The sequence below is a fragment of the Burkholderia sp. KCJ3K979 genome, assembly GCF_016759955.1.
GTDB lineage: Bacteria > Pseudomonadota > Gammaproteobacteria > Burkholderiales > Burkholderiaceae > Burkholderia > Burkholderia orbicola.
Genome location: NZ_JACFYV010000008.1, coordinates 22,294 through 43,185, shown reverse-complemented (window position 1 = coordinate 43,185; position 20,892 = coordinate 22,294). Strand labels below are relative to the sequence as shown.

The window sequence follows — 20,892 nt, the reverse complement described above, 5'->3', positions numbered from 1 at the left end:
TACCGGTTTCACGTCCGCCGCGAATGCGCGCCGGTGCATGAATTTCTTTTCACGTTGCGTATGCCGATCCGCTAACGCCCCTCCTCTATGCTTGTCCTCAACCCATGTGCGACGCCGATATCGACACGCCGCGCCCGGGGAAATGCCCGTTCAATCATCATGAGGACTCCAGACATGAAAACCGCCCGCATCGTCGCCGCCGCCATGCTCGCCGCAATCGGCACGCTGTCCGTTCCCGCGTTTGCGCTGACCGGCAGTCAGCCGACCCGGATGTCGCCGGCCGCCACCAAGGACGGCGCGCCCGGCGCCCAGGCCGCCGGCCAGTGGGTGCCGCCCTACGGCCAGCCGATCCACGAAAAGACGCGCGCCGAGGTCCATGCCGAACTCGTGCACGCCGAACAGGACGGGCAGCTCAAGTACCTAAACTCCACGCTCTATTCGCATTGATTGGGGCGATCGTGCGGCCGGGCGCGATGCCCGGCTCGCGCCTCCCGCGGCGCCACCTGTCCCCCGAATTGCTCGCCATCCATGAAGCTGCTTTCGTTGCTCGCCCGTTCCGCCCGTCTCGCGCTCGTCGCGATTGCCGCCGGCGTCATGTTGTCCGCCTGTGCCGCCGCGCAGCCCGATGGCCCCGGCGATTGCGTCGGCCCGCCCGACTTCTGCGTGCCGTTCTTCGGGTCGTAAACGCATGACGGGCGCGCTGCCATCGGCAGTGCGCCCGTCATGTTCGTTGCGCGGCCGAAACCGCGCGTTCATGCGTCCGGCAGCGTCACCTGGTAGCCATAGCGGCTCACCGTATCGATCCGTACGTCGGGCAGATGCCGCGCGAGCTTGCGGCGTAGCCGCGACACCACGAGATTGACGCTCGACGGATCGACATCCTCCTTGTCCTGCCAGACATACCGGATCAATTGGTCGCGCGGCACCGGCGCGTTCGGATGGCGCATCAGGCATTCGAGCAACAGGAATTCCCGGCGCGTCACGGCGAGGCGCAGCTTGCCGTCCGCGAGTTCGCGCGCCAGGGTCTCGACCGCGGACACACTCGCGATCGAACGGCCCGCATCGCGCGGCCCGGCCAGCCGCTGCAGCGCCTGCAGGCGCTCGTGCAGCTCGATGAACGAATACGGTGCGCAGAAACACGCATCGGCGCCCGCGCGCAGCATTTGGATGCGTTCGCGCGCCGACGCGTCGCCGATCAGCACCACGAGCGCGGCGCCGCCGCCGTCGGCCACGAAACGCGGCAACATCGCGATCAGCGCGGCATCGCTGCCGGGCTCGAACGCGGTCGCGACGATCGCGTCGAAAGCCTCCTGCGACGCAAGGAATAAGCCGTCGCGCAGATCGTCGGCGCGCGGCACGCTGTGCCCGCTTTCCTGCAGCGCCTTGTGCAGCCACGACGCTTCCGGATGCGGCGAAGTCACGAGCAGGATGCGCATCGTCAACCGGCCTCGCGGCCGACATACGCCGACACGCGCAGCGTCGTCCGGCCGACCATCATCCCAGCGACCTCGGCCAGCATTCGATCGTCACGCGCGTGCCGGGCTCGGCATGGCCGATCCGCAGCGTGAAATCGTGCACGTTGACGACCGTCGATACGATGCTCAGGCCGAGTCCGGCACCCGCGAGATGCCCGGTACGGCGGCTGCGGTACCGGGACCGCAGCACCGCCTCGCGCTCGTCGGCTGCGATGCCCGGGCCGTTGTCGATCACGTCGATGCGCGGGCCGGACGGCGTGTCATGCAGTTCCAGGCGCACCGTATCGCCCGCCGTCGTGTACTTGAGCGCATTGTCGAGCAGGTTGCTCAGCGCCTCGAACAGGAGTGCGCGATCGCCGTGAATCCGCGCCACCGGCTCGACGGACTGCACGAAGCGGATCGCGCGGCTGTCCGCGAGCGGTTCGAACAACTGCCCGACGTCGATGACCAGATCCTCCAGCGACAGCTCCGCAAATCCGCCGCGCCGCTGCAAGGACCCGATTTCGGCGATACGCAGCATCGCCCGGAAACGATCGAGCAACACGTCGGTCTCGTGGCGTGCCCGCGAGACGAGACGCTCCAGCACCGCATCGTCGAGACGCTCCGCCCGCTGTGCCGCCTGCGCGAGCAGCGTGTGCACATGGGCGAGCGGGGTCCGCAAGTCATGCGCGATGCCGTCGCAGACCCCCTTTACCTCGTTCATCAGCCGCTCGATCTCCTCGAGCATATGGTTGACGAGATGGGACAGCAGATCGATCTCGTCGTGGCCGCCGACCGGCAACCGCTGGCCGAGGTCGCCCTGCGCAATACCCTGCGTGATGCGCCGGATTTCCTTCAGACGCCGCATTTGCCGCACGCTGAGCATCAGGCCGCCCACGACGCCCGTGCCAAGACAGAGCAGCCCGCCGCCCACCAACGCCTGGATGATCGCCGCGCGGATGCGCAGGATGTGCGTGAGGTCTCGCCCCAGCACCAGCACGTCGCCGTTCGCACGCCGCTCCGCCATCGTGCGGACGACCGGCGGTACCTGGTCTCCCGCGATCGGCATCGTGTGATCGAGCGTCACGCCGCTGCGGTTCGGCTGCAGGCCGGCGGGCAACGCCAGCACATCGCCGGCGATATGCGTGCCGTCCGCGGTAAAGAGCCCGTAGTAGTTGGTATGCATCCGCTCGTGCTCGATCCGGTGCAGGATCGCGGCGGCAAGCTGGCCGTCCTGGATCGAATCGAAGTAGATCATCTGCCAATCGATCACCGTGTCGGTTTCCCGCTCCATGTCGTGCGTGATCACCGATGCGATGAAACCGAGCAGCAGCATCACCGACACGGAGAACGTCACGGCATAGACCGACACCAGCCGAAACGTACTCGAGTACCAGCGTCGCGCGGGTGCCGGCGGGACGTGATGCGCGGCCGACGCCGCGGTAGCCGGCTCAGCCAAGACGATACCCCGCGCCGCGTACGGTCTGGATCATCTGCTTCGCATCGGATGGATCGATCTTCCTGCGCAACCGGCCCATGTGCACTTCGATCAGGTTCGTGCCGGGATCGAAGTGATAGCCCCATACGGCCTCGAACAACATCGTCCGCGTAATGGTTTGCCCGGCATTGCGCATCATGTACTCGAGCACGCGGTACTCGGTCGGCAACAACACGATTTCCTCGCCGTCGCGAAACGCCTTGCGCGAGATCAGGTCGAGCTTGAGGGGGCCGACGACCAGCGTCGTGTCGAACGTGGCCGGCGCGGCCTGGCTCCGGCGCAGCAGCACCTCCAGGCGCGCGGCCATTTCCTCGGGATCGAACGGCTTGGTCAGGTAGTCGTCGCCTCCCGCACGCAGCCCGCGGACCCGTTCGTCGACGTCGCCGAGCGCGCTCAGCATCAGCACGGGAGTGCGCACGCCGACGCTGCGCATCGTGGTCAGGATCGTGAGGCCGTCGACCACCGGCAGCATCCGGTCGAGCGTGATCACGTCGAATTCGTTGCCGAGCGCGCGGGCCATGCCATCGCGCCCGTTCGCCACCCATTCGACCGTAAAGCCGCGCCCCTCCAGCTCCGTGACTATTTCGTTCGCGGTGATTTCGTCGTCTTCGATCGTGAGGACGTGCGCGACGGCCGTGCCGTCCTCGGCCGGCTTGTCAGGCGAGGCCGGCTCGTTGACCGGGGAAGCGGATGATGCCATGTACGATTCTCGTCTTCATCGAAGGGACGTGCGCGCTTCGATACCCGACGGCCGAACGCGCTCGTGCAGAGCTTATGCGTGCACGCGTAAAAGATGCACGTCGGCTTCGTGAAGAAAGTTTCATATCCGGCAACATAACGTCCAGGCCTGCTTCGATCCCGTCATATTTGCCATTGAAACGGAGGTTGAAAACGACCCGGTATGCTCGCCTTTGCGACACGATTTCGTACCACGGCTCGCGACGCACGCGAGCCGCCGCGACCGGCTGCGAACGGTGCGCGGCAACGCGTGATCAGCGTGGGTGCGATCGTGTGCCGGCCGCGTCCGCACGGTGCGACGCGAGATCACGTGCGGCATCGATCGCACGATCCCGCTGTTCGGCTTTCGCGTTCGCGAGCGTCACATCGGCGATCGCGAGCCCGGTTCCCTGCACCTTCGCGAACGCCGGCAGCGACGCACCCATCAGCGCGACCAGCCCAGCCATGATGACCTTTGATTTCATTGCCTTACCCCCGTGTCCACCGCGCGGCGCGCGGCATCGATCGATCCATCGCTCGACGATACGCCGCCGCGCCTAACCATCCGGAAGCGCGCGCATGAACGATTCTTTAACCTTCAATGCCTGCGGCAACCGGTGCATGCTCCGAGCCGGGCTTGCCTAAAACATGTTTCATCATCGCGCTGCCGTTTAGCTAGTCCGCCGTACCTAATCTTCGTCTCGCGGCCGACGCAGACATCCTGCCGTACGGCATCTACTCAACGCTATCCAGGAGCCGAAGATGAATCATCCCGTCCGTTATCTCGTGTGCGCCGCCATGCTCGCATTGAGCGTCTCCGCGCATGCCGGGACGAAGCTCACGTCCGCGCAATGTCATGACTATCCGTTCGTGCATGCGAACGGCCCGGTCTCCCACCGGCAGCTCGTCAACGAACTGAACGAACTGGAGTCCGTCGGCTACAACCCGTCGTCTGGAGACGAGAGCAGCTATCCCGACGATATCGATTCGGCACAGGCGCGCCTGATGCAGAAGTACCAGCACGATTGTGCCGGGGCGGCCAATACCGTCGCGTCGAGCGGAAACTGAACGCTCCCTGCAACCGTTCTCCGAGTTTGCGCGCGAGCCCTCGTGGCCGCGCGCGTTTTTTTGGGTTGCTCCGATGTTCCGTGCCGATATGTCGGCGCTTCACGCGAATAAATCCTCATGTCAATCGGCGAAAGATAGAAAACAACACATCGCAAGGCGTTCGATCGTCATGCGACTCCAGGGCACCGCACTTTTCCGTGCAGCATCCGTCGGCGCATGACACTTTCGAATACTGAAAAATAGTCTTTCCATGCACGTTGCGGCGACCGCTTTTCCTCTGCCTACACTGCCTCGTCCGCCGAGATCGCATTCCGGGACGACATCGAAGTCGGCGCGATCCAGCGCCGACTGCCCCACCCCACCGTCAGAGGAACTAAATGAAACGTCGATCGAAGAAACTGCCCTGGTACGTATTCGCGCCGGCACTCCTGCTCGCAGGCACGGCGCACGCCCAGCAGAGCATCACGCTATACGGGCTGATAGACGAAGGCCTCAACTTCACGAGCAATGCAGGCGGTCATCGCGCCTGGCAGATGTCGAGCGGAGACACATTCGGCAGCCGATGGGGCTTGAAAGGCAGTGAAGACCTTGGCGGCGGCGACAAGGCCATCTTCCAGCTCGAAAACGGCTTCAACGTGAACAGCGGCAAGCTCGGTCAGGATTCGAGCATGTTCGGCCGTCAAGCGTTCGTGGGCCTGTCGTCGTCACGATATGGCACGCTCACGCTCGGACGCCAGTACGATACCAGCGTCGACACGCTCGGCTTCGGCGGCATCACGGCGGCCGGCAACTGGGCCGGCGACATCGCGACCCACCCGTTCGACAACGACAATACGGACTGGGATTTCCGTGTCAACAATGCCGTCAAGTATGTGACCCCGACATACCGCGGACTCACCGCGGAAGCGATGTACGGCTTCAGCAACCAGCCCGGCGGATTCTCGAACAATCGCGTCTGGGGCGCCACGCTGAACTACCAGAGCGGCAACCTGACTGCGGCGGCGTCCTACCTGAAGCTCAACAATCCCGGGCTCGCGGCGGGTGGCGCGGTCAACAGTGGCGATCTCTTCAACGGCTCGTCGCAGCAGGACATCGGCGTAGCGGCTTCCTACCAGTTCACCCACGTACTCGTCGGCGCCGCGTGGTCCCATGTCGATGTCTACAACCCCGCCGGCAATGCGTGGATCGACAATACCGCCCTGCAAAACGGCGCGACGTGGAATGCGTGGAAATTCGACAACTTCGAACTCAATGCTCAGTACTCCTTTACTCACGCCCTCTGGCTGGGAGCGTCCTACACGTTCACCATGGCGCATCTGTACACGTCCGACACGAAATATGTCCCCAAGTGGCACCAGATCGGCATGATGCTCGACTATGACCTGAGCAAGCGCACTTCGCTGTATCTGCAAGGCGCGTGGCAGCATGTTGTCAGCGCCCGTACCGGGACGAGCTTTGACGAAGCCCAGATCGTGGACGCGTCGGCTGGCGCGTCGTCAGGGCCGAACCAGATGGTCTATCGCATGGGCATGGTGCATCGCTTCTAACCCGTCGGAGGCCCGCACCGGAACCCGCTCGGCGCGGCTTCGGTGCGGGCGCCGGTGAGTCGATCGAAATCGATGCGAATCCCCTTCATGAATTCGCCCGATTACACCCGGGTGCACGCACTCAGTCTTCGTGTGGAATGCCTTCGATCGGACACTCCGGCGTGCCCGGCGTTGCACGCGTGAGCGCTTCGACACGGCGACGCGTGGCGTGCGGATCCGCAATCCAGTCGCGATAGAACCCGAACGGGCACTCCGCGACGCCGTTCACGCCGTCGCCGGAATGGATCGTGCCGGTGTACCCGCGATGCAGCAGCTTGTATAGATGATTCTGCGACTGCATGTTGCGCCGCGCGTCGCGAATCATGCCGAGCGACAGCTCCGCATACTGCACGCCCATTTCCTCCTCGCCGCATTCGCCGAGCGTGCGCCCGTCGAACCCGACGATCGCCGAATGGCCGAAGTACGAATACACGCCGTCCCAGCCGGTCGCGTTGGCCACTGCGACGTAGGTATTGTTCATCCACGCCATCGCTTTCGCGACCATCACCTGCTGCTCTTTCGCCGGGTACATATAGCCCTGGCAGCGCACGATCAGCTCGGCGCCATTCATCGCGCAGTCGCGCCAGATCTCCGGATAATTGCCGTCGTCGCAGATGATCAGGCTGATCTTGAGGCCCTTCGGCCCGTCCGTCACATAGGTGCGGTCGCCCGGATACCAGCCTTCGATCGGTGTCCACGGCATGATCTTGCGATACTTCTGCACGATCTCGCCGCGATTGTCGATCAGCACGAGCGTGTTGTACGGGACCTTGCGCGGATGCGCTTCGTGGCGCTCGCCCGTGATCGAGAACACACCCCACACGTTGGCCTTGCGGCATGCCGCCGCGAAGATATCCGTTTCTTCGCCGGGGATCGTCGACGCCGTATCGAACATCTCCTGGCGGTCGTACATGATGCCGTGGGTCGAATACTCGGGGAACACCACGAGATCCATGCCCGGCAAACCCTGCTTCATGCCGACCACCATGTCGGCGATACGGCGCGCGTTGTCGAGCACCTCCGCCTTCGTGTGCAGACGCGGCATCTTGTAGTTGACCACCGCGACACCCACACAATCGCGGCTGCTGGAAATATCACCATGTCGCATGACGCTTTCCTCCTCTAACACGTACACGTTGACGCCGCATGCGACGGCCGCTGCTTCCCCGCATCGGCTCGCGCGCGGCACACCTTAGTGGCTGATCATCCACGGCCGTCCCGCCGGCCGCTTGAGGCCGTCCGACGCCGTGCCTGCAAGCTTCGCCGCGCCGCCCGAGCAGCAACTGCAACCCGCGCGATGGCGCAGTGGCGGCCCGTCGCCGGACTGGCGCGGCGCGTGCGCGGCACGTTCGTTGGTCGCATGTGCGGCGCGGCGTGCGCCTCCCATCAGCGCCAGTGATGGCGCGCTGACGACGCGCCCGCCTTCGGCGCCGCAGTCGGGACAGCGGCTCGGTTTGTCGCGATCCGCGATGCGGCGCATGACGGAGAACGGCCCGCAGCTTGCGCATTCGAAGTCGTAGATTGGCATGACGGCCTCCTGTTCCTGCGTGATTTCAGTGCGTCGCTCACGCCTTCGCGAGATCCGGCGAACACGGCAGATCCACCCCGCCCTGGATGTACCGGATCGGGCCGTCCGCATTCGGGCGAATGTCGAAGTCGAAGATCTGCGTGGGCAGCCACAAGGTCGCGCATGCGTTCGGAATGTCCACCACGCCGCTGATATGCCCCTGCACCGGCGCGCAGCCCAGCAGCGAATACGCTTGCGCGCCCGAATAACCGAATTTCTTCAGATACTCGATGGCGTTCAGACACGCCTGGCGATACGCGGTGGTGACGTCGAGATAATGCTGGCCGCCCTGCTCGTCGACGGAAATGCCCTCGAAAATGAGGTAGTCGTTATAGGTCGGCGTGATCGGGCTGGGCTGAAAGACGGGGTTGCGGATACCGTATTTCGCCATGCCGCCCTTGATGAGGTTCACGCGCATATGCACCCAGCCGGCCATTTCGATCGCGCCGCAGAACGTGATCTCGCCGTCGCCCTGGCTGAAGTGCAGGTCGCCGACCGACAGGCCCGCGCCATCCACGTACACCGGGAAAAACACCTTCGAGCCGCGCGACAGATCCTTGATGTCGCAATTGCCGCCATGCTCGCGCGGCGGCACCGTGCGCGCGCCTTGCGCGGCGGCCTGGTCGCGCGCGTCGCCCGCGAGCTTGCCCATGTGCGCGGTGGCCGCGAACGGCGGATTCGCGAGCGGCGGCACGCGCTCGGGCGCGGTGGCGATCAGGCCGGTTTCGCGCGCGTTCCAGGTTTCCAGCAGAGTCGGATCGGGCAGGCAGCCGATCAGGCCGGGGTGAATCAGGCCCGCGAAATTCACGCCCGGAATATGGCGCGAGCTCGTGTAGACACCATGAAAATCCCAGATCGATTTCTGCGCGCTGGGGAAATGATCGGTGAGAAAGCCGCCGCCGTTCGTCTTCGAAAAGAAGCCGTTGAAGCCCCATTGGCTGTCGGCCTTCGCGCCGATGTCGAGCAGGTCGACCACCAGCAGGTCGCCGGGCTCCGCGCCGTGCACGCCCACCGGACCGGACAGGAAGTGCACGATCGACAGGTCGATGTCGCGCACGTCGTCGGCGCTGTCGTCGTTCTTGATGAAGCCGCCGGTCCAGTCGTAGGTTTCGAGGATGAAATCGTCGCCGGGCTTGACCCAGCAGGCCATCGGAATGTCGGGGTGCCAGCGATTGTGCACCTGTTCGTTTTCGTAGGCCGACTGGTTCAGATCGACCTTGATGAGAGTCTCGGGCATGACGTTCGCTCCTTGGGTTCGCGGATTGACATACGGCGCGGCGCGCGAACGCCGCGCCGCGCTCAGACGGACAGGTACTCGCGGATGCGGTCGGTGTCGCCCGCATCGCGCGTACTTTGGTGCACGAAGCGCCCACCCTCGATCACGAACAGGCGGTCGGCCACGTCGAGCGCGAAGCTCAGCACCTGCTCCGACACGACGATGGCGATATTGCGGCTCGTGCGAATCTGGTTGAGCGCCTTGGCGATGTCCTTGATGACGGACGGCTGGATGCCTTCGGTCGGCTCGTCAAGCAGCAGCACTTTCGGGTCGGTCGCGAGCGCACGCGCGATCGCGAGTTGCTGTTGCTGGCCGCCCGACAGATTGCCGCCCTTGCGCTTTCTCATGTCGAACAGCACCGGAAACAACGCGTAGAGCTCGTCGGGCACGCGTTGGCTCGGTGCGTTTTCGAGGCCCGTCTGGATGTTTTCCTCGACGGTCAGCGACGCGAAAATCTGCCGTCCTTGTGGCACGTAGCCGATGCCCTTCGACACGCGGCGGTAGCTCTCGTCCTTCGAGACGTCGGCGCCGGCCACGCGCACCGTGCCGCGATTGGCGGGCAGCATGCCGATCAGCGCCTTGAACAGCGTCGTCTTGCCCATGCCGTTGCGGCCCATCACGGCCACGCTTTCGCCTTGCGCGACGGCAAAGTCGATGCCGTGCAGCACCTCGCTCTGGCCGTAGCTGACGACGAGATCGTCGACTTCCAGCATGATGTGTTCTCCGTGTTGTCGTCCGGTGGCGGACTCAGTGGCCCAGGTAGACGTCGATCACGCGCGGGTCGGCCTGCACCTGCGCCATCGGGCCTTCCGCGAGAATCTTCCCCTGATGCATGACCGTGACCTTGTGCGCGATGCGCTCCACGAAAGCCATGTCGTGCTCGATCACGATCATCGAGCGATTGCGGCAGATGCGGTCGAGCAGTTCGGCCGTCAGTTCGCGCTCGCGCACGCTCATGCCCGCGATCGGTTCGTCGAGCATCAGCAGTTCGGGGTCCTGCATGAGCAGCATGCCGATTTCGAGCCACTGTTTCTGGCCGTGCGAAAGCAGCCCGGCTTCCATATCGAGTGTGGCGGAGAGGCCGATTTCATCGGCCACGTCGCGCACGCGATCGGCCACTTCGGTATCCTCGCGATAGGCGAGCGCGCCGAACACGCTGCGGCCGCGCGGAAACGACACTTCGAGGTTCTGCGCGACGCTCAGGTTTTCGTAGATCGACGGCGTCTGGAACTTGCGGCCGATCCCTTGACGCACGCGGCGGAATTCCGCGAGACGCGTGATTTCCTCGTTGCGGAACTTGATGCTGCCCGCCGTTTCCTTCGTCTTGCCGCAGATGAGATCGAGCAGCGTGGTCTTGCCCGCGCCGTTCGGGCCGATCACCACCCGCAGCTCGCCGCGTTCGAGATAGAGATTGAGCGAATCGATCGCCTTGAAGCCGTCGAACGACACGGTCAGGTCTTCGATCGCGAGCAGAAAGTCGGTATTGCTCATGCTTCACGCCTCCTTGTTCGCCACGCCGAGCAGCCGCCGCACGCGCGGGCGCACATGCTCGTCGTAGAGGCCCGCCAGCCCGTTCGGAAACACCATCACCACGCCGATGAACATCGCCGCCATCAGATAGAGCCAGAGGTTCGGAAAGCTCTCCGAGAACCAGCTCTTGCCGAGATTGACGAGGATCGCGCCGTACACCGCGCCGACCAGCGACATGCGCCCGCCGATGGCCGCGTAGATCACCATTTCGATCGACGGCACGATGCCGACGAACGACGGCGACATGAAGCCCACCTGCAGCGTGAACATCGCGCCGCCGATGGCCGCGAGCATCGCCGCGAGACAGAACGCGAACACCTTGAACATCGCGACGTCGTAGCCCGAGAAGCGCACGCGGTCTTCCTTGTCGCGCATCGCGAGCAGCAGCGTGCCGAGCTTGCTGCGCTGAACCCAGCGGCCGACGAGCAGCGCACCGATCAACAGCGCGGCGTTCACGAAATACAGCACGAGCTTCGCGTGATCGGTGCGGATGTCCCAGCCGAGCAGCGTGCGCAGATCGGTGATGCCGTTCACGCCGCCCGTATAGCCTTGCTGGCCGATGATCAGCACCGAGAGGATCAGCGCGACCGCCTGCGTGATGATCGCGAAGTACACGCCGCCCACGCGCCGCTTGAACATCGCGTAGCCGATCACGAACGCGAGCGCCGTCGGCACGACGAGCACCGCGAGGATCGAGAACGGCAACGAGTGAAACGGCTTCCACCAAGTGGGCAGCGCGGTGAGCTGGTTCCAGTCCATGAAGTCGGGAATGCCGGGCGTAGTCTGCGTGTGCGTGGCGGCCGGATCGGACGCCTCGAGCTTGAGAAACATCGCCATCGCGTAACCGCCGAGGCCGAAGAACACGCCCTGGCCTAGACTGAGCACCCCGCCGTAGCCCCACGCAATCACGAGGCCGATCGCCACGAACGCATAGGTCAGGTACTTGCCCATCAGGTTCAGGCGGAACGTGTCGAGCGCGAGCGGAAACACGACCACGATCAGCAGCGCGAGCAGCACGATGCCCGCGTAGCCCGACGCGTCGAGCCGCGCGACGCGAGCGCGCCAGCCGGCCGGCGGCGCGCCCGGGCGGGATCGCGGGGATACGGTGCCGGCCGCGGGTTGGATGGGTTCCATGTCCATCTCTCCAGTCGAATGAAGCTGTGAATGACGCGCGTTCATCGACGCACGCTTAAACGCGCCGCACCTTCGACGCGAACAGGCCCTGCGGGCGCAGCATGAGAATCACCACGACGGTGAGCAGCGTGAGCACACGCGCTATCGATCCCGACAGGAAGAACTCGCTGATCGACTGCATCTGCGCGATGCCGAACGCCGACGCCACGGTACCGAGCAAGCTGGCCGCGCCGCCGAACGTCACGACGAGAAACGAATCGACGATATAGAGCGAGCCGCTCGTCGGTCCCGTCGAGCCGATGGCCGTGAAGGCCGCGCCCGCCACGCCCGCGATGCCGCAGCCGATCGCGAACGTCATGCGATCGGTGCGCCGCGTGTTGATGCCCGCCGCGTTCGCCATCGGCCGGTTCGCGACCGTGGCGCGCACGCGCAAGCCCCAGCGCGAGCGATAGAGCGCGAGCAGCAGGCCGCCCGTCATCAGCAGCGCGAGGCCCATCACGAACATGCCGCTCACCGGAATGTCGAGGCCGGGCGTGGGTTCCCACGAACCCATCAGCCAGTCGGGCAGCGCCGGACTCACTTCCTTCGGCCCGAAGGTCGAGCGGAACACCTGCTGCATGCCGAGGCTCAGGCCCCAGGTGGCGAGCAGCGTGTCGAGCGGCCGCTTGTAGAGATGGCGGATCAGCGCCCATTCGGCGAGCCAGCCCGCCGCGAAGGCCAGCGCGAACGCCGCGACAATCGCGAAGAAGAAATACACGGGCGTGAGCGCGTGCCAGACGTTCTGCGAAAACCACGAAAACAGGTAGACCGTATAGGCGCCGATCGTCATGAATTCGCCGTGCGCCATGTTGATCACGCCCATCTGGCCGAAGATCACGGCGAGCCCGAGCCCCATCAGGAGCAGGACGCTGAAGAGGCTCAGACCGGCGAAGCCCTGCATCAGCGTGATGTTGAAAATATCGGTAGCGGACATCGAACGCTCCTCGCACGGCGGCGTCATCGGCCGCCGCGCCGCTGCGGTTGACGGATTACATGTAGCCCTTGGGGAACGGATTCGGCTGGATCGGCTGCTCCGACTGCGCGACGACCTTGAACTGGCCGTCCGCCTGGCCCTGGCCGATCAGCGAGCGGCTCCACAGATGGTGGTTCGCATCGACCTTCGCGTAGCCTTGCGGCGCGTTCGCCACTTCGATGCCGGCCGAATGCGCGACCACCTTGTCCACGTCGAAGCTGCCCGCGCGCTCGCACGCAGCCTTCCAGATCCACGGGCCGAGATAGGCGGCCTGGGTCACGTCGCCGATCACCGACTTCTGGCCGTAGCGCGCCTTGAACGCCGCGACGAACTTCTTGTTGTTGTCGTTATCGAGCGACTGGAAGTACTTCATCGACGAATAGAAGCCCGCGAAGTTGTCGCCGCCGATGCCGAGCACTTCGTCCTCGGTCACCGACAGCGTCAGCAGGAACTGCTTCTGCGGCGTGATGCCCGCGGCCTTGAGCTGCTTGTAGAACGCCACGTTCGAGCCGCCCACCACGGTCGCGAAGATGCAGTCCGGGCGCGCCAGCTTGATCTTGTTCATCAGCGACGCGAATTCGGTCGTGCCGAGCGGGTAATACTCCTCGCCCACCACCTTCGCGTGCAGATGCTGTTCGATATGACGGCGCGCGATCTTGTTGGACGTGCGCGGCCAGATGTAGTCGGAGCCGATCAGGAAGAAGGTCTTGGCCTTCTTCGTGTTCGAGGCCCAGTCGAGCGCCCAGACAATCTGCTGGGTCGCTTCCTGGCCCGTGTAGAACACGTTCTTCGACTGTTCGAGGCCTTCGTAGAAGGTCGGGTAATACAGCAGGCCGTTGTCCTTCTCGAACACCGGCAGCACCGCCTTGCGCGAGGCCGAGGTCCAGCAGCCGAACACGGCCGCGACGTGGTCGTTCTCCAGCAGCTTCTTCGACTTTTCGGCGAAGGTCGGCCAGTCGGACGCGCCGTCTTCCTGGATGATCTGGATCTTGCGGCCCAGCACGCCGCCCATCGCGTTGATCTGTTCGATGGCGAGGCGCTCGGCCTGGATCGAGCCGGTTTCGGAAATCGCCATCGTGCCCGTGGCCGAGTGCAGTTGGCCGACCGTCACCGTGGTGTCCGTGACCGCGAGGCGCGTGGTGTTGACCTTCGCCGTGGGCGGCGTCTGCGCAAACGCGCCGCGCGGCAGGCCCAGCGCCATCAGCGGCGCGGCGGCGAGACCGCCGAGCATTTTCCGGCGCAGCGGCGAAGGCATCCGGCCATCGTCATCGAATCGATCGTCTGCTGACATCACGTTCTCCTTATCGGGTGCCCGGCGCGGGTCGCTGCGGGCTGGGTCGAGGTTGGACGCACTGTAGGAAGCCAATTTGAGGATCGGAATACGTCAATCGACGTATTCCCCGTGCGCGGGCTGGAATGTAATTTGCATTGCAGGGCGCTCCTGAGCGGCGTGGTCCGCCGTTGTGCCGTCCGCGCCCCGCTCGTGCCGCTTTCGCACCATTTCGGATCATCGTCATGTCCCAGAGTCACCCGTCAGTGGGCGCGCCCGGTACGCAACGCATCGTCAAGGTGCGCCGCGACTACAACGCCTGGGTCGGCGACGAAACCCTCGAGGACTATGCGCTGCGCTTCACGCCGCGCTCGTTCCGGCGCTGGTCGGAGCTGCGTGTGGCCAATACGGCGATCGGCGCGGTGTCGTTTCTGGTGCTGGAAGCGATCGGCGGCAGTCTCGTCGTCAATTACGGCTTCACGAACGCGGTCTGGGCCATTGCGGCCGTCTCCGTGCTGATCTGGCTCACCAGCTTGCCCATCAGCTATTACGCGGCGCGCTACGGCGTCGACATGGACCTGCTCACGCGCGGCGCGGGCTTCGGCTATATCGGTTCGACGGTCACTTCACTGCTGTATGCGGTGTTCACGTTCATTTTCTTCGCGCTCGAAGCGGCCATCATGTCGCTCGCGCTCCAGCTGTATTTCCATATTTCGCTGGCGATCGCGTACGTCGTGAGTTCGCTCGTGGTGATTCCGATCGTCATGTTCGGGATCACGCTGATCAACCGCCTGCAAAGCTGGACGCAGCCGCTGTGGCTCGTCCTGTTCGTGCTGCCCTACGCAGCCGTGCTGTGGCGCCATTCCGACCTGATCGCGCAATGGACCACCTTCGCGGGCTTCGCGCCGCAAGGCCGCGCTTTCAGCCTGATCGCGTTCGGTCAAGCGTCGACGGTCGTGTTCGCGCTGATCGTGCAGGTAGGTGAACAGGTGGACTATCTGCGCTTCCTGCCGCCGCTCACCGCGAAGAACCGCACGCGCTGGTGGTTCGCGTTGCTCTCGACGGGGCCGGGCTGGATCGTGCCCGGCGCGCTCAAGATGCTGGGCGGCGCATTGCTCGCCTTCATCGCGCTGCAGTACGAAGTCGATGCCGTCCACGCCACCCAGCCTACGCAGATGTACCTCGTCGCCTATCATCTGCTGCTCGATCCGTTGGGGCTCGCGAGCTGGGCGCTGCCCGCGATGACGCTGTTCGTGATCGTCTCGCAGTTGAAGATCAACGTGACCAATGCCTATGCGGGCTCGCTCGCGTGGTCCAATTTCTTCGCGCGGCTCACGCACAGCCATCCGGGCCGCGTGGTATGGCTCGTGTTCAACGTCATGATCGCGTTGCTGCTCGTCGAAATGGGCGTGTTCGATGCGATCGCCAAGGTGCTGTCTCTCTACGCGAACATCGCGATCGCGTGGATCGGCGCGTTGTTCGCCGATCTCGTCATCAACAAGCCGCTCGGCTATAGCCCGCGACACATCGAATTCAAGCGCGCGCATCTCTACGACGTGAACCCCGTGGGCGTCGGCGCGATGCTGATCGCGGCCGCCGTCGCGATGCTCGCGCACAGCGGCCTGTTCGGCGTGCTCGCCCAGGCGATGTCGTCGTTCATCGCGTTCGGTGCGGCGTTCGCATGCGCGCCGCTGCTCGCGGTACTCACCCGCGGCCGCTATTACATTGCCCGCGCCGCGCAACCGACCGGCGACGCCACTTCGCTGCGCTGCGCGATTTGCGAAAACACCTTCGAACCCGACGATACGGCGCATTGCCCGGCCTATGGCGGCACGATCTGCTCGCTGTGCTGCTCGCTCGATTCGCGCTGCCACGATCGCTGCAAGCCGCACGCACGCTTCGCGTCGCAGGCCGACCGCGCGCTGCATCGCGTGCTGCCGGGTGCGCGGCTCGGCCCCGCCGCGCTGCGCCTCGTTCACTATGCGAGCCTCGTGCTGGCCATGCTCGCGGTGCTGGGCAGCGTGCTCTATCTGATCTGGGCGCAGAGCGCGACTTCGATGCGCGCCGCCGGGCCATCGATCGCTCATGCGCTTTCGGGCAGCTTTCTGAATATCTTTCTCGCGCTCTCGCTGGTGGGCTGCATCGCGGCCTGGTGGTTCGTGCTGGAGCGCGAAAACCGCCGCGTCACGCAGGAAGAGTCGCAGCGGCAAAACGAATTGCTGATGCTCGAAATCGACGCGCATCAGAAAACCGACGCGGCGCTCAAGCGCGCGACCGCCGCCGCGGAATCGGCCAACCAGGCCAAGAGCCGTTACGTGTCCGGCTTGAGCCACGAGCTGCGCACGCCGCTGAACAGCATTCTCGGCTACGCACAATTACTGCTGCAGGCGAAGGAAGAACTCACGCCCATGCGCTACAACGCCGTGCGCACGATCCATCGCAGCGGCGAGCATCTGCTCGCGCTCGTCGACGGCTTGCTCGACATCGCGCGCATCGAGGCGGGCAAGCTTCAGTTGAACGTCGCCAAGGTATCCCTCGCCGATTTCGTCGCGCACCTGACGTCGATGCTGCGTCCGCAGGCGCTCGAAAAGGCGCTCGCCTTCGACGTGCAGACAGTCGGTCGGCTGCCCGCCACCGTGCGCACCGACCAGAAGTGCATGAGCCAGATCCTCACCAACCTGATCGGCAATGCGATCCGCTTCACGTCGAGCGGCACGATCACCCTGCGCGTCAGCCACGTGCTCGATACGCTCAAATTCGAGGTGATCGATACCGGCCCCGGCATCCCGCCCGCCGAACTGGAGCGCCTGTTCCTGCCGTTCGAACGCGGCGAAGCGGCCCATGCGTACGATCACGGCGCCGGTCTCGGGCTCACGATCTGCCGCCTGCTCACGCAAGCGCTCGGCGGCAGCCTGGAAGTGGACAGCGAAGTCGGGCACGGCACGCGCTTCGTGGTGCGCCTGTTCGCCCCGGCCGTCGACGCGGCGGCCGAAACCCACGCCGAACTCGCGTCGATTCGCGGCTATACGGGTGCGCGCCGCACCATTCTCGTGGTGGACGACCTCGACGATCAGCGCGACATCGTCGTGCAATTGCTCACGCCGCTCGGCTTCGACGTCGCTGAAGCCGCCAGCGGCACCGATGCGCTGCGCTGGCTGGCGATGCACACGGCCGACGCGATCATCATGGATATTTCGATGCCGCTGATGGACGGTTACGAAACCAGCCGCCTGATCTCCGAGAATCAGTTGTCGAACGCGCCCATCGTGCTGCTCTCCGCGAACGCATTCGCCGACGACCGCGATCGGGCGAGCGCGACCGGATGCAAGGGCTATCTGGTGAAACCGCTGCAGGTGAATCTGCTGCTCGACAAGCTCGCGCAACTGCTGGCGCTCGACTGGATCGCATCGGACGCCGGCGCCAGCGCGCGACCGGCGGCGACACAGCCGCCCACGCCCGCCGTGTGGCCACGCGAGCTCATCGAACATCTGCATGCGCATCTCGAAGTCGGCTACGTACAGGGCGTGATCGAAGCGCTCGACGCTGCCCGCGAGGCCCGGCCCGGATTGCGGGATCAAATCGACGCGTTGCGCTCGTTGGCGGAACGTTTTCAGCTAAGGGAACTCGAGCATGAACTTGACCGACTCGCGCGCGGCGCGAACGCGTGACGCGCACACCACGATCGCGGCCTCCCCGATCGCCGGCGACCCGGCCGCGTGGCTGCGCGAAGGGCCCATGATCCTGATCGTCGACGACACGCCGGAGAACCTCGCCTTTCTTTCCGACACGCTGCAGGCGCACGGCTACGTGGTGATCGTCGCGCTGTCCGGCGAGGATGCGCTCAAACGCCTCGCGCGCGTGACACCCGACGTGGTGTTGCTCGACGCGATGATGCCCGACATGGACGGCTTCGAAACATGCGTGCGGATCAAGCAGGATGGACGCCACGAGCATCTGCCCGTCATCTTCATGACTGCGTTGACGGAGAGCGAACATGTCGTACGCGGCTTTCGTGTAGGCGGCATCGATTACGTGACCAAGCCGGTGCAGCCCGAGGAATTGTGCGCACGCATCGGCGCCCATGTACGGCGTTCACGTGCGCAGTTGTACGCGGAGGCGGCACTGTCGCTCGACACGCGCGCGGCGCTGATCGTCGGCGCGGACGGCACGATTCGGTGGCAGAGCCCGCAGGCTGCGCGTCATATCGCTGCATACACGACCGCGCATGACGCCCCCGCCGATGCCCGGCAACCCACGACCGCACGCGATACCGATGCGCCGACGCAGCTGCCCGCGCTACTGCGCACGTGGTTCGTCGACTGGCTCGCGCGCGGCGCCCCGGGCGACGCCGTGCACGAATTCAGCTCGGGCCCGATACGCCGCTCGGCCAGCGCGACGCGCGGCCCGGAACCGGGCGAATGGATCGTGATCCTCAAGGAAAGAGACGACACCGTGCATTGCAATGCACTCGCCGAACGCTTCGGCTTGACCATGCGGGAGGCCGAAGTGCTGCTCTGGGTGTCGCACGGCAAGACGAACCGCGATATCGGCGACATTCTGGGCATCGCCGCGCGCACGGTGAACAAGCATCTCGAACACCTGTTCCGCAAGCTCCATGTCGAGACCCGTGCGGGCGCGGCCGCCGCGGCGATCAAGATGCTCGAGCGCACGTGACAGGGCGGCATCGCCGGATCGTCAACTTGCCGCACCCTTATCGGGCCGCCCGCCGGGGCATAATTTCGTAAACTTGATCTTTTGCTCTGATTCTGGATAATTGTTCATGCCTCGGGCGACATGCGTCCTGTAGCGCGCGCCACGAGGCCATAGCCCGCCAGCCCCTCTCGGCTGGCCTCCCCTGTTTCGGCGCCTGACCTGTTGGTCCGCCGAAATACCGTCACGATTCCACCGGGCAACGGCGGAATCGTTCGCCTGCCACGCAGGCCGTGAAGCGCCAGAGGAGACACTGGCGCCTTGCTCCAAAGTGCGGCTCCAGATCGTGCTCAACCAGAGGAATCGTCGCGCCTTCGACCCAAACCGGTTTGGATGGGCCGTGAGCGATTTCCCTACTCGGTGACCGACATGACGAAGCAATCACCCCACGTACAAACCGGAAGTCCCTCCTGTCGGCGCACTCCATGTGCCCGACGCGGCGGCACGCCGTCCGGCCACGTCCACGCGCTCGGCTGAGCGCCCGTCCGCGACTTCCCGCTCCGCGACTTCAGTGACGCGTTGCCGCACGTGCGGCAACGCCTGTTACCGGAGTGGGCACATGCCGTCACGTTACGCGTTCGTTCGCCCGTGCGACGAGCCGCACCACAAGGAAAACCGTCATGGCTTCTGATTCCGCCCTTCCCGACACACCCGCGGCCCGCCCCCGGCCCACCCCGTCCGCCTACATGCGCACCGTCGCATCGATCGCGGCGATCGCCGGCGGGCTCTATGGATACGACACCGGCATCATTTCTGGCGCCCTGCCCCTCATCGCGCGAGACTTCGGCCTCGACTATCGCGCACAGGAGCTCGTCGCCGCGGCGATCCTGCTCGGCGCGGTGATCGGTGCGCTGGCCGGCACCCGCATGTCGGCCGCATTCGGACGCCGCAAGACCATTACGATCGTCTCGGCGATCTATGCGGCCGGCGTGCTGGCTGCCGCCCTCTCGCCCGACGCGTGGTCCCTTGCCGCTTCCCGCCTCGTGCTCGGATTCGCGGTCGGCGGCTCGACGCAGATCGTGCCGACCTACATCGCGGAACTCGCGGAGCCGGACAAGCGCGGCCGCCTGGTGACCTACTTCAACGTCTCGATCGGCATCGGCATCCTGCTCGCGGCCCTGATCGGCGTCGCGGGTAACGACCTGTTTTCCTGGCGCGCGATGATCGGTATCGCGGTCATCCCGTCGGTCATCCTGATGGTTGGCATGACCCGACTGCCGCGCAGCCCGCGCTGGCTCGTCGAGCAGGATCGCATCGCCGACGCGCATGGCGAGTTGTCGAAGGTGCGGGAATCCCAAGCGGCCGTCCGACACGAGATTGCCGATATTCGGGACGTGGTCGAGCGGCAGCAGGACGGCGCGACATCGGGGTGGCGCACGATGCGCGAGCCCTGGGTACGCCCCGCTCTCGTTGCCGGCCTCGGCGTCGCCGCGTTCACCCAGCTCAGCGGCATCGAGATGATGATCTATTACACGCCGACGTTCCTTCGCGACGCGGGATTCGGCGCGTCGGCATCGCTCTGGGCCGCACTCGGCGTCGCCGTCACCTATCTCGTGATGACCTTCATCGGCAAGCTGACCGTCGACCATGTCGGCCGCCGCACGCTCAGCCTCGCGACGCTGCCCGTCGCGGCAGCCAGCCTCGTGCTGCTTGGCTGCCTGCTGCGGGGCGACTTCGTTTTGCCCATGCAGCAACTGTGGATCGTCATCTGCCTGATCGCGTTCATGGTGTTCAACGCCGGCGGTATCCAGGTCATCGGCTGGCTGACGGGCGCGGAAATCTACCCCCTCGCGATTCGCAACCAGGCCACCGGCGCGCACGCCGCAATGCTATGGGGCTCGAACCTCTTGCTGACCGGCACTGCGCTGACCGTGACCAAATGGCTCGGTGTCGGCGGTGCGATGTGGGCGTACGCGTGTCTCAACGCACTCGCATGGGTATTTATCTATTCGATGGTGCCGGAAACGCGCGGTCGCAGCCTCGAGGACATCGAACGCGCATTGAAGCGCGGAACGTTCGGGCCGCGCCATTCATGATCGGACACGGTCAAGCCAGTCACGTCCATCCTGC

19 protein-coding genes are annotated in these 20,892 nt (G+C 65.0%); 7 read left to right on the top strand and 12 right to left on the bottom strand.

Annotation, left to right across the window (positions count from 1 at the left end):
• Positions 1–174: 174 nt before the first annotated feature.
• Both H3O04_RS03595 and H3O04_RS03590 read left to right on the top strand, forming a co-directional pair.
• Positions 175–447, top strand: a complete 273-nt coding sequence (locus H3O04_RS03595) for a DUF4148 domain-containing protein (RefSeq protein ID WP_202587149.1) — start codon at positions 175–177, stop codon at positions 445–447.
• Between the two features lie 81 nt (positions 448–528).
• A complete protein-coding gene (locus tag H3O04_RS03590; protein ID WP_023476825.1) occupies positions 529–684 on the top strand; it encodes a hypothetical protein in 156 nt (51 codons plus the stop codon).
• Between the two features lie 68 nt (positions 685–752).
• Here the strand turns inward: H3O04_RS03590 and H3O04_RS03585 are convergent, their stop codons facing one another.
• From H3O04_RS03585 to H3O04_RS03570, 4 genes are all read right to left on the bottom strand, one after another.
• Positions 753–1,436: a response regulator transcription factor gene (locus H3O04_RS03585; protein WP_202587148.1), complete on the bottom strand. Its 684-nt coding sequence runs from the start codon at positions 1,434–1,436 to the stop codon at positions 753–755.
• Positions 1,437–1,494: 58 nt separating this feature from the next.
• Positions 1,495–2,913, bottom strand: coding sequence for a sensor histidine kinase (locus H3O04_RS03580; protein ID WP_202587147.1), 1,419 nt, complete (start codon positions 2,911–2,913; stop codon positions 1,495–1,497).
• Positions 2,906–3,652, bottom strand: a complete 747-nt coding sequence (locus H3O04_RS03575; protein WP_237666164.1) for a response regulator transcription factor — start codon at positions 3,650–3,652, stop codon at positions 2,906–2,908. The genes H3O04_RS03580 and H3O04_RS03575 overlap by 8 nt, the downstream gene beginning before the upstream one ends.
• Positions 3,653–3,944: 292 nt before the next feature.
• Complete coding sequence (locus tag H3O04_RS03570; protein WP_124476801.1) at positions 3,945–4,154, bottom strand: hypothetical protein; 210 nt, start codon at positions 4,152–4,154, stop codon at positions 3,945–3,947.
• A gap of 277 nt (positions 4,155–4,431) precedes the next feature.
• Here H3O04_RS03570 and H3O04_RS03565 point away from each other — a divergent pair, with 277 nt between their 5' ends.
• Complete coding sequence (locus H3O04_RS03565) at positions 4,432–4,737, top strand: DUF4148 domain-containing protein (protein ID WP_006478802.1); 306 nt, start codon at positions 4,432–4,434, stop codon at positions 4,735–4,737.
• 377 nt (positions 4,738–5,114) lie between these two features.
• On the top strand, positions 5,115–6,284 hold the full coding sequence (locus tag H3O04_RS03560) for a porin (protein ID WP_202587146.1): 1,170 nt from the start codon (positions 5,115–5,117) through the stop codon (positions 6,282–6,284).
• A 121-nt stretch (positions 6,285–6,405) separates the two neighbouring features.
• Here the strand turns inward: H3O04_RS03560 and H3O04_RS03555 are convergent, their stop codons facing one another.
• The 8 genes from H3O04_RS03555 to urtA all read right to left on the bottom strand — a co-directional run bounded on the left by H3O04_RS03555 (position 6,406) and on the right by urtA (position 14,133).
• On the bottom strand, positions 6,406–7,431 hold the full coding sequence (locus H3O04_RS03555; RefSeq protein ID WP_023476821.1) for an aliphatic amidase: 1,026 nt from the start codon (positions 7,429–7,431) through the stop codon (positions 6,406–6,408).
• Between the two features lie 84 nt (positions 7,432–7,515).
• Positions 7,516–7,851 (bottom strand): FmdB family zinc ribbon protein, encoded by a 336-nt coding sequence (locus H3O04_RS03550; RefSeq protein ID WP_124476803.1) that lies wholly within the window; start codon positions 7,849–7,851, stop codon positions 7,516–7,518.
• Between the two features lie 37 nt (positions 7,852–7,888).
• A complete protein-coding gene (gene fmdA, locus H3O04_RS03545) occupies positions 7,889–9,127 on the bottom strand; it encodes a formamidase (protein ID WP_006478798.1) in 1,239 nt (412 codons plus the stop codon).
• 62 nt (positions 9,128–9,189) lie between these two features.
• Positions 9,190–9,879 carry an urea ABC transporter ATP-binding subunit UrtE gene (gene urtE, locus H3O04_RS03540; RefSeq protein WP_006478797.1) on the bottom strand — a complete coding sequence of 230 codons (690 nt, stop codon included), beginning with the start codon at positions 9,877–9,879 and terminating at the stop codon, positions 9,190–9,192.
• Between the two features lie 34 nt (positions 9,880–9,913).
• Positions 9,914–10,657: an urea ABC transporter ATP-binding protein UrtD gene (urtD, locus tag H3O04_RS03535; protein WP_006478796.1), complete on the bottom strand. Its 744-nt coding sequence runs from the start codon at positions 10,655–10,657 to the stop codon at positions 9,914–9,916.
• Between the two features lie 3 nt (positions 10,658–10,660).
• Positions 10,661–11,830 carry an urea ABC transporter permease subunit UrtC gene (gene urtC / locus H3O04_RS03530; RefSeq protein WP_023476819.1) on the bottom strand — a complete coding sequence of 390 codons (1,170 nt, stop codon included), beginning with the start codon at positions 11,828–11,830 and terminating at the stop codon, positions 10,661–10,663.
• Positions 11,831–11,885: 55 nt separating this feature from the next.
• Positions 11,886–12,803, bottom strand: coding sequence for an urea ABC transporter permease subunit UrtB (gene urtB / locus H3O04_RS03525; RefSeq protein WP_011547490.1), 918 nt, complete (start codon positions 12,801–12,803; stop codon positions 11,886–11,888).
• Positions 12,804–12,858: 55 nt separating this feature from the next.
• Complete coding sequence (gene urtA / locus H3O04_RS03520) at positions 12,859–14,133, bottom strand: urea ABC transporter substrate-binding protein (RefSeq protein ID WP_023476817.1); 1,275 nt, start codon at positions 14,131–14,133, stop codon at positions 12,859–12,861.
• A 224-nt stretch (positions 14,134–14,357) separates the two neighbouring features.
• On the opposite strand from urtA, the gene H3O04_RS03515 reads away from it, so the two are divergent.
• The 3 genes from H3O04_RS03515 (at position 14,358) to H3O04_RS03505 (ending at position 20,858) form a co-directional block, all read left to right on the top strand.
• Positions 14,358–17,780: a hybrid sensor histidine kinase/response regulator gene (locus H3O04_RS03515; RefSeq protein ID WP_006478792.1), complete on the top strand. Its 3,423-nt coding sequence runs from the start codon at positions 14,358–14,360 to the stop codon at positions 17,778–17,780.
• 67 nt (positions 17,781–17,847) lie between these two features.
• Positions 17,848–18,786 (top strand): response regulator transcription factor, encoded by a 939-nt coding sequence (locus H3O04_RS03510; RefSeq protein ID WP_011547487.1) that lies wholly within the window; start codon positions 17,848–17,850, stop codon positions 18,784–18,786.
• Between the two features lie 656 nt (positions 18,787–19,442).
• Positions 19,443–20,858: a sugar porter family MFS transporter gene (locus H3O04_RS03505; protein WP_202587145.1), complete on the top strand. Its 1,416-nt coding sequence runs from the start codon at positions 19,443–19,445 to the stop codon at positions 20,856–20,858.
• Positions 20,859–20,892 lie beyond the last annotated feature (34 nt).

Excerpts from the sequence above, each read along its gene's own strand:
- H3O04_RS03595 (WP_202587149.1), top strand. The coding sequence starts at position 175 with ATGAAAACCGCCCGCATCGTCGCCGCCGCCATGCTCGCCGCAATCGGC.
- H3O04_RS03590 (WP_023476825.1), top strand. The coding sequence starts at position 529 with ATGAAGCTGCTTTCGTTGCTCGCCCGTTCCGCCCGTCTCGCGCTCGTC.
- H3O04_RS03585 (WP_202587148.1), bottom strand. The coding sequence starts at position 1,436 with ATGCGCATCCTGCTCGTGACTTCGCCGCATCCGGAAGCGTCGTGGCTG.
- H3O04_RS03575 (WP_237666164.1), bottom strand. The coding sequence starts at position 3,652 with ATGGCATCATCCGCTTCCCCGGTCAACGAGCCGGCCTCGCCTGACAAG.
- H3O04_RS03570 (WP_124476801.1), bottom strand. The coding sequence starts at position 4,154 with ATGAAATCAAAGGTCATCATGGCTGGGCTGGTCGCGCTGATGGGTGCG.
- H3O04_RS03565 (WP_006478802.1), top strand. The coding sequence starts at position 4,432 with ATGAATCATCCCGTCCGTTATCTCGTGTGCGCCGCCATGCTCGCATTG.
- H3O04_RS03560 (WP_202587146.1), top strand. The coding sequence starts at position 5,115 with ATGAAACGTCGATCGAAGAAACTGCCCTGGTACGTATTCGCGCCGGCA.
- H3O04_RS03555 (WP_023476821.1), bottom strand. The coding sequence starts at position 7,431 with ATGCGACATGGTGATATTTCCAGCAGCCGCGATTGTGTGGGTGTCGCG.
- H3O04_RS03550 (WP_124476803.1), bottom strand. The coding sequence starts at position 7,851 with ATGCCAATCTACGACTTCGAATGCGCAAGCTGCGGGCCGTTCTCCGTC.
- fmdA (WP_006478798.1), bottom strand. The coding sequence starts at position 9,127 with ATGCCCGAGACTCTCATCAAGGTCGATCTGAACCAGTCGGCCTACGAA.
- urtE (WP_006478797.1), bottom strand. The coding sequence starts at position 9,879 with ATGCTGGAAGTCGACGATCTCGTCGTCAGCTACGGCCAGAGCGAGGTG.
- urtD (WP_006478796.1), bottom strand. The coding sequence starts at position 10,657 with ATGAGCAATACCGACTTTCTGCTCGCGATCGAAGACCTGACCGTGTCG.
- urtC (WP_023476819.1), bottom strand. The coding sequence starts at position 11,830 with ATGGAACCCATCCAACCCGCGGCCGGCACCGTATCCCCGCGATCCCGC.
- urtB (WP_011547490.1), bottom strand. The coding sequence starts at position 12,803 with ATGTCCGCTACCGATATTTTCAACATCACGCTGATGCAGGGCTTCGCC.
- urtA (WP_023476817.1), bottom strand. The coding sequence starts at position 14,133 with ATGTCAGCAGACGATCGATTCGATGACGATGGCCGGATGCCTTCGCCG.
- H3O04_RS03515 (WP_006478792.1), top strand. The coding sequence starts at position 14,358 with ATGTCCCAGAGTCACCCGTCAGTGGGCGCGCCCGGTACGCAACGCATC.
- H3O04_RS03510 (WP_011547487.1), top strand. The coding sequence starts at position 17,848 with ATGATCCTGATCGTCGACGACACGCCGGAGAACCTCGCCTTTCTTTCC.
- H3O04_RS03505 (WP_202587145.1), top strand. The coding sequence starts at position 19,443 with ATGGCTTCTGATTCCGCCCTTCCCGACACACCCGCGGCCCGCCCCCGG.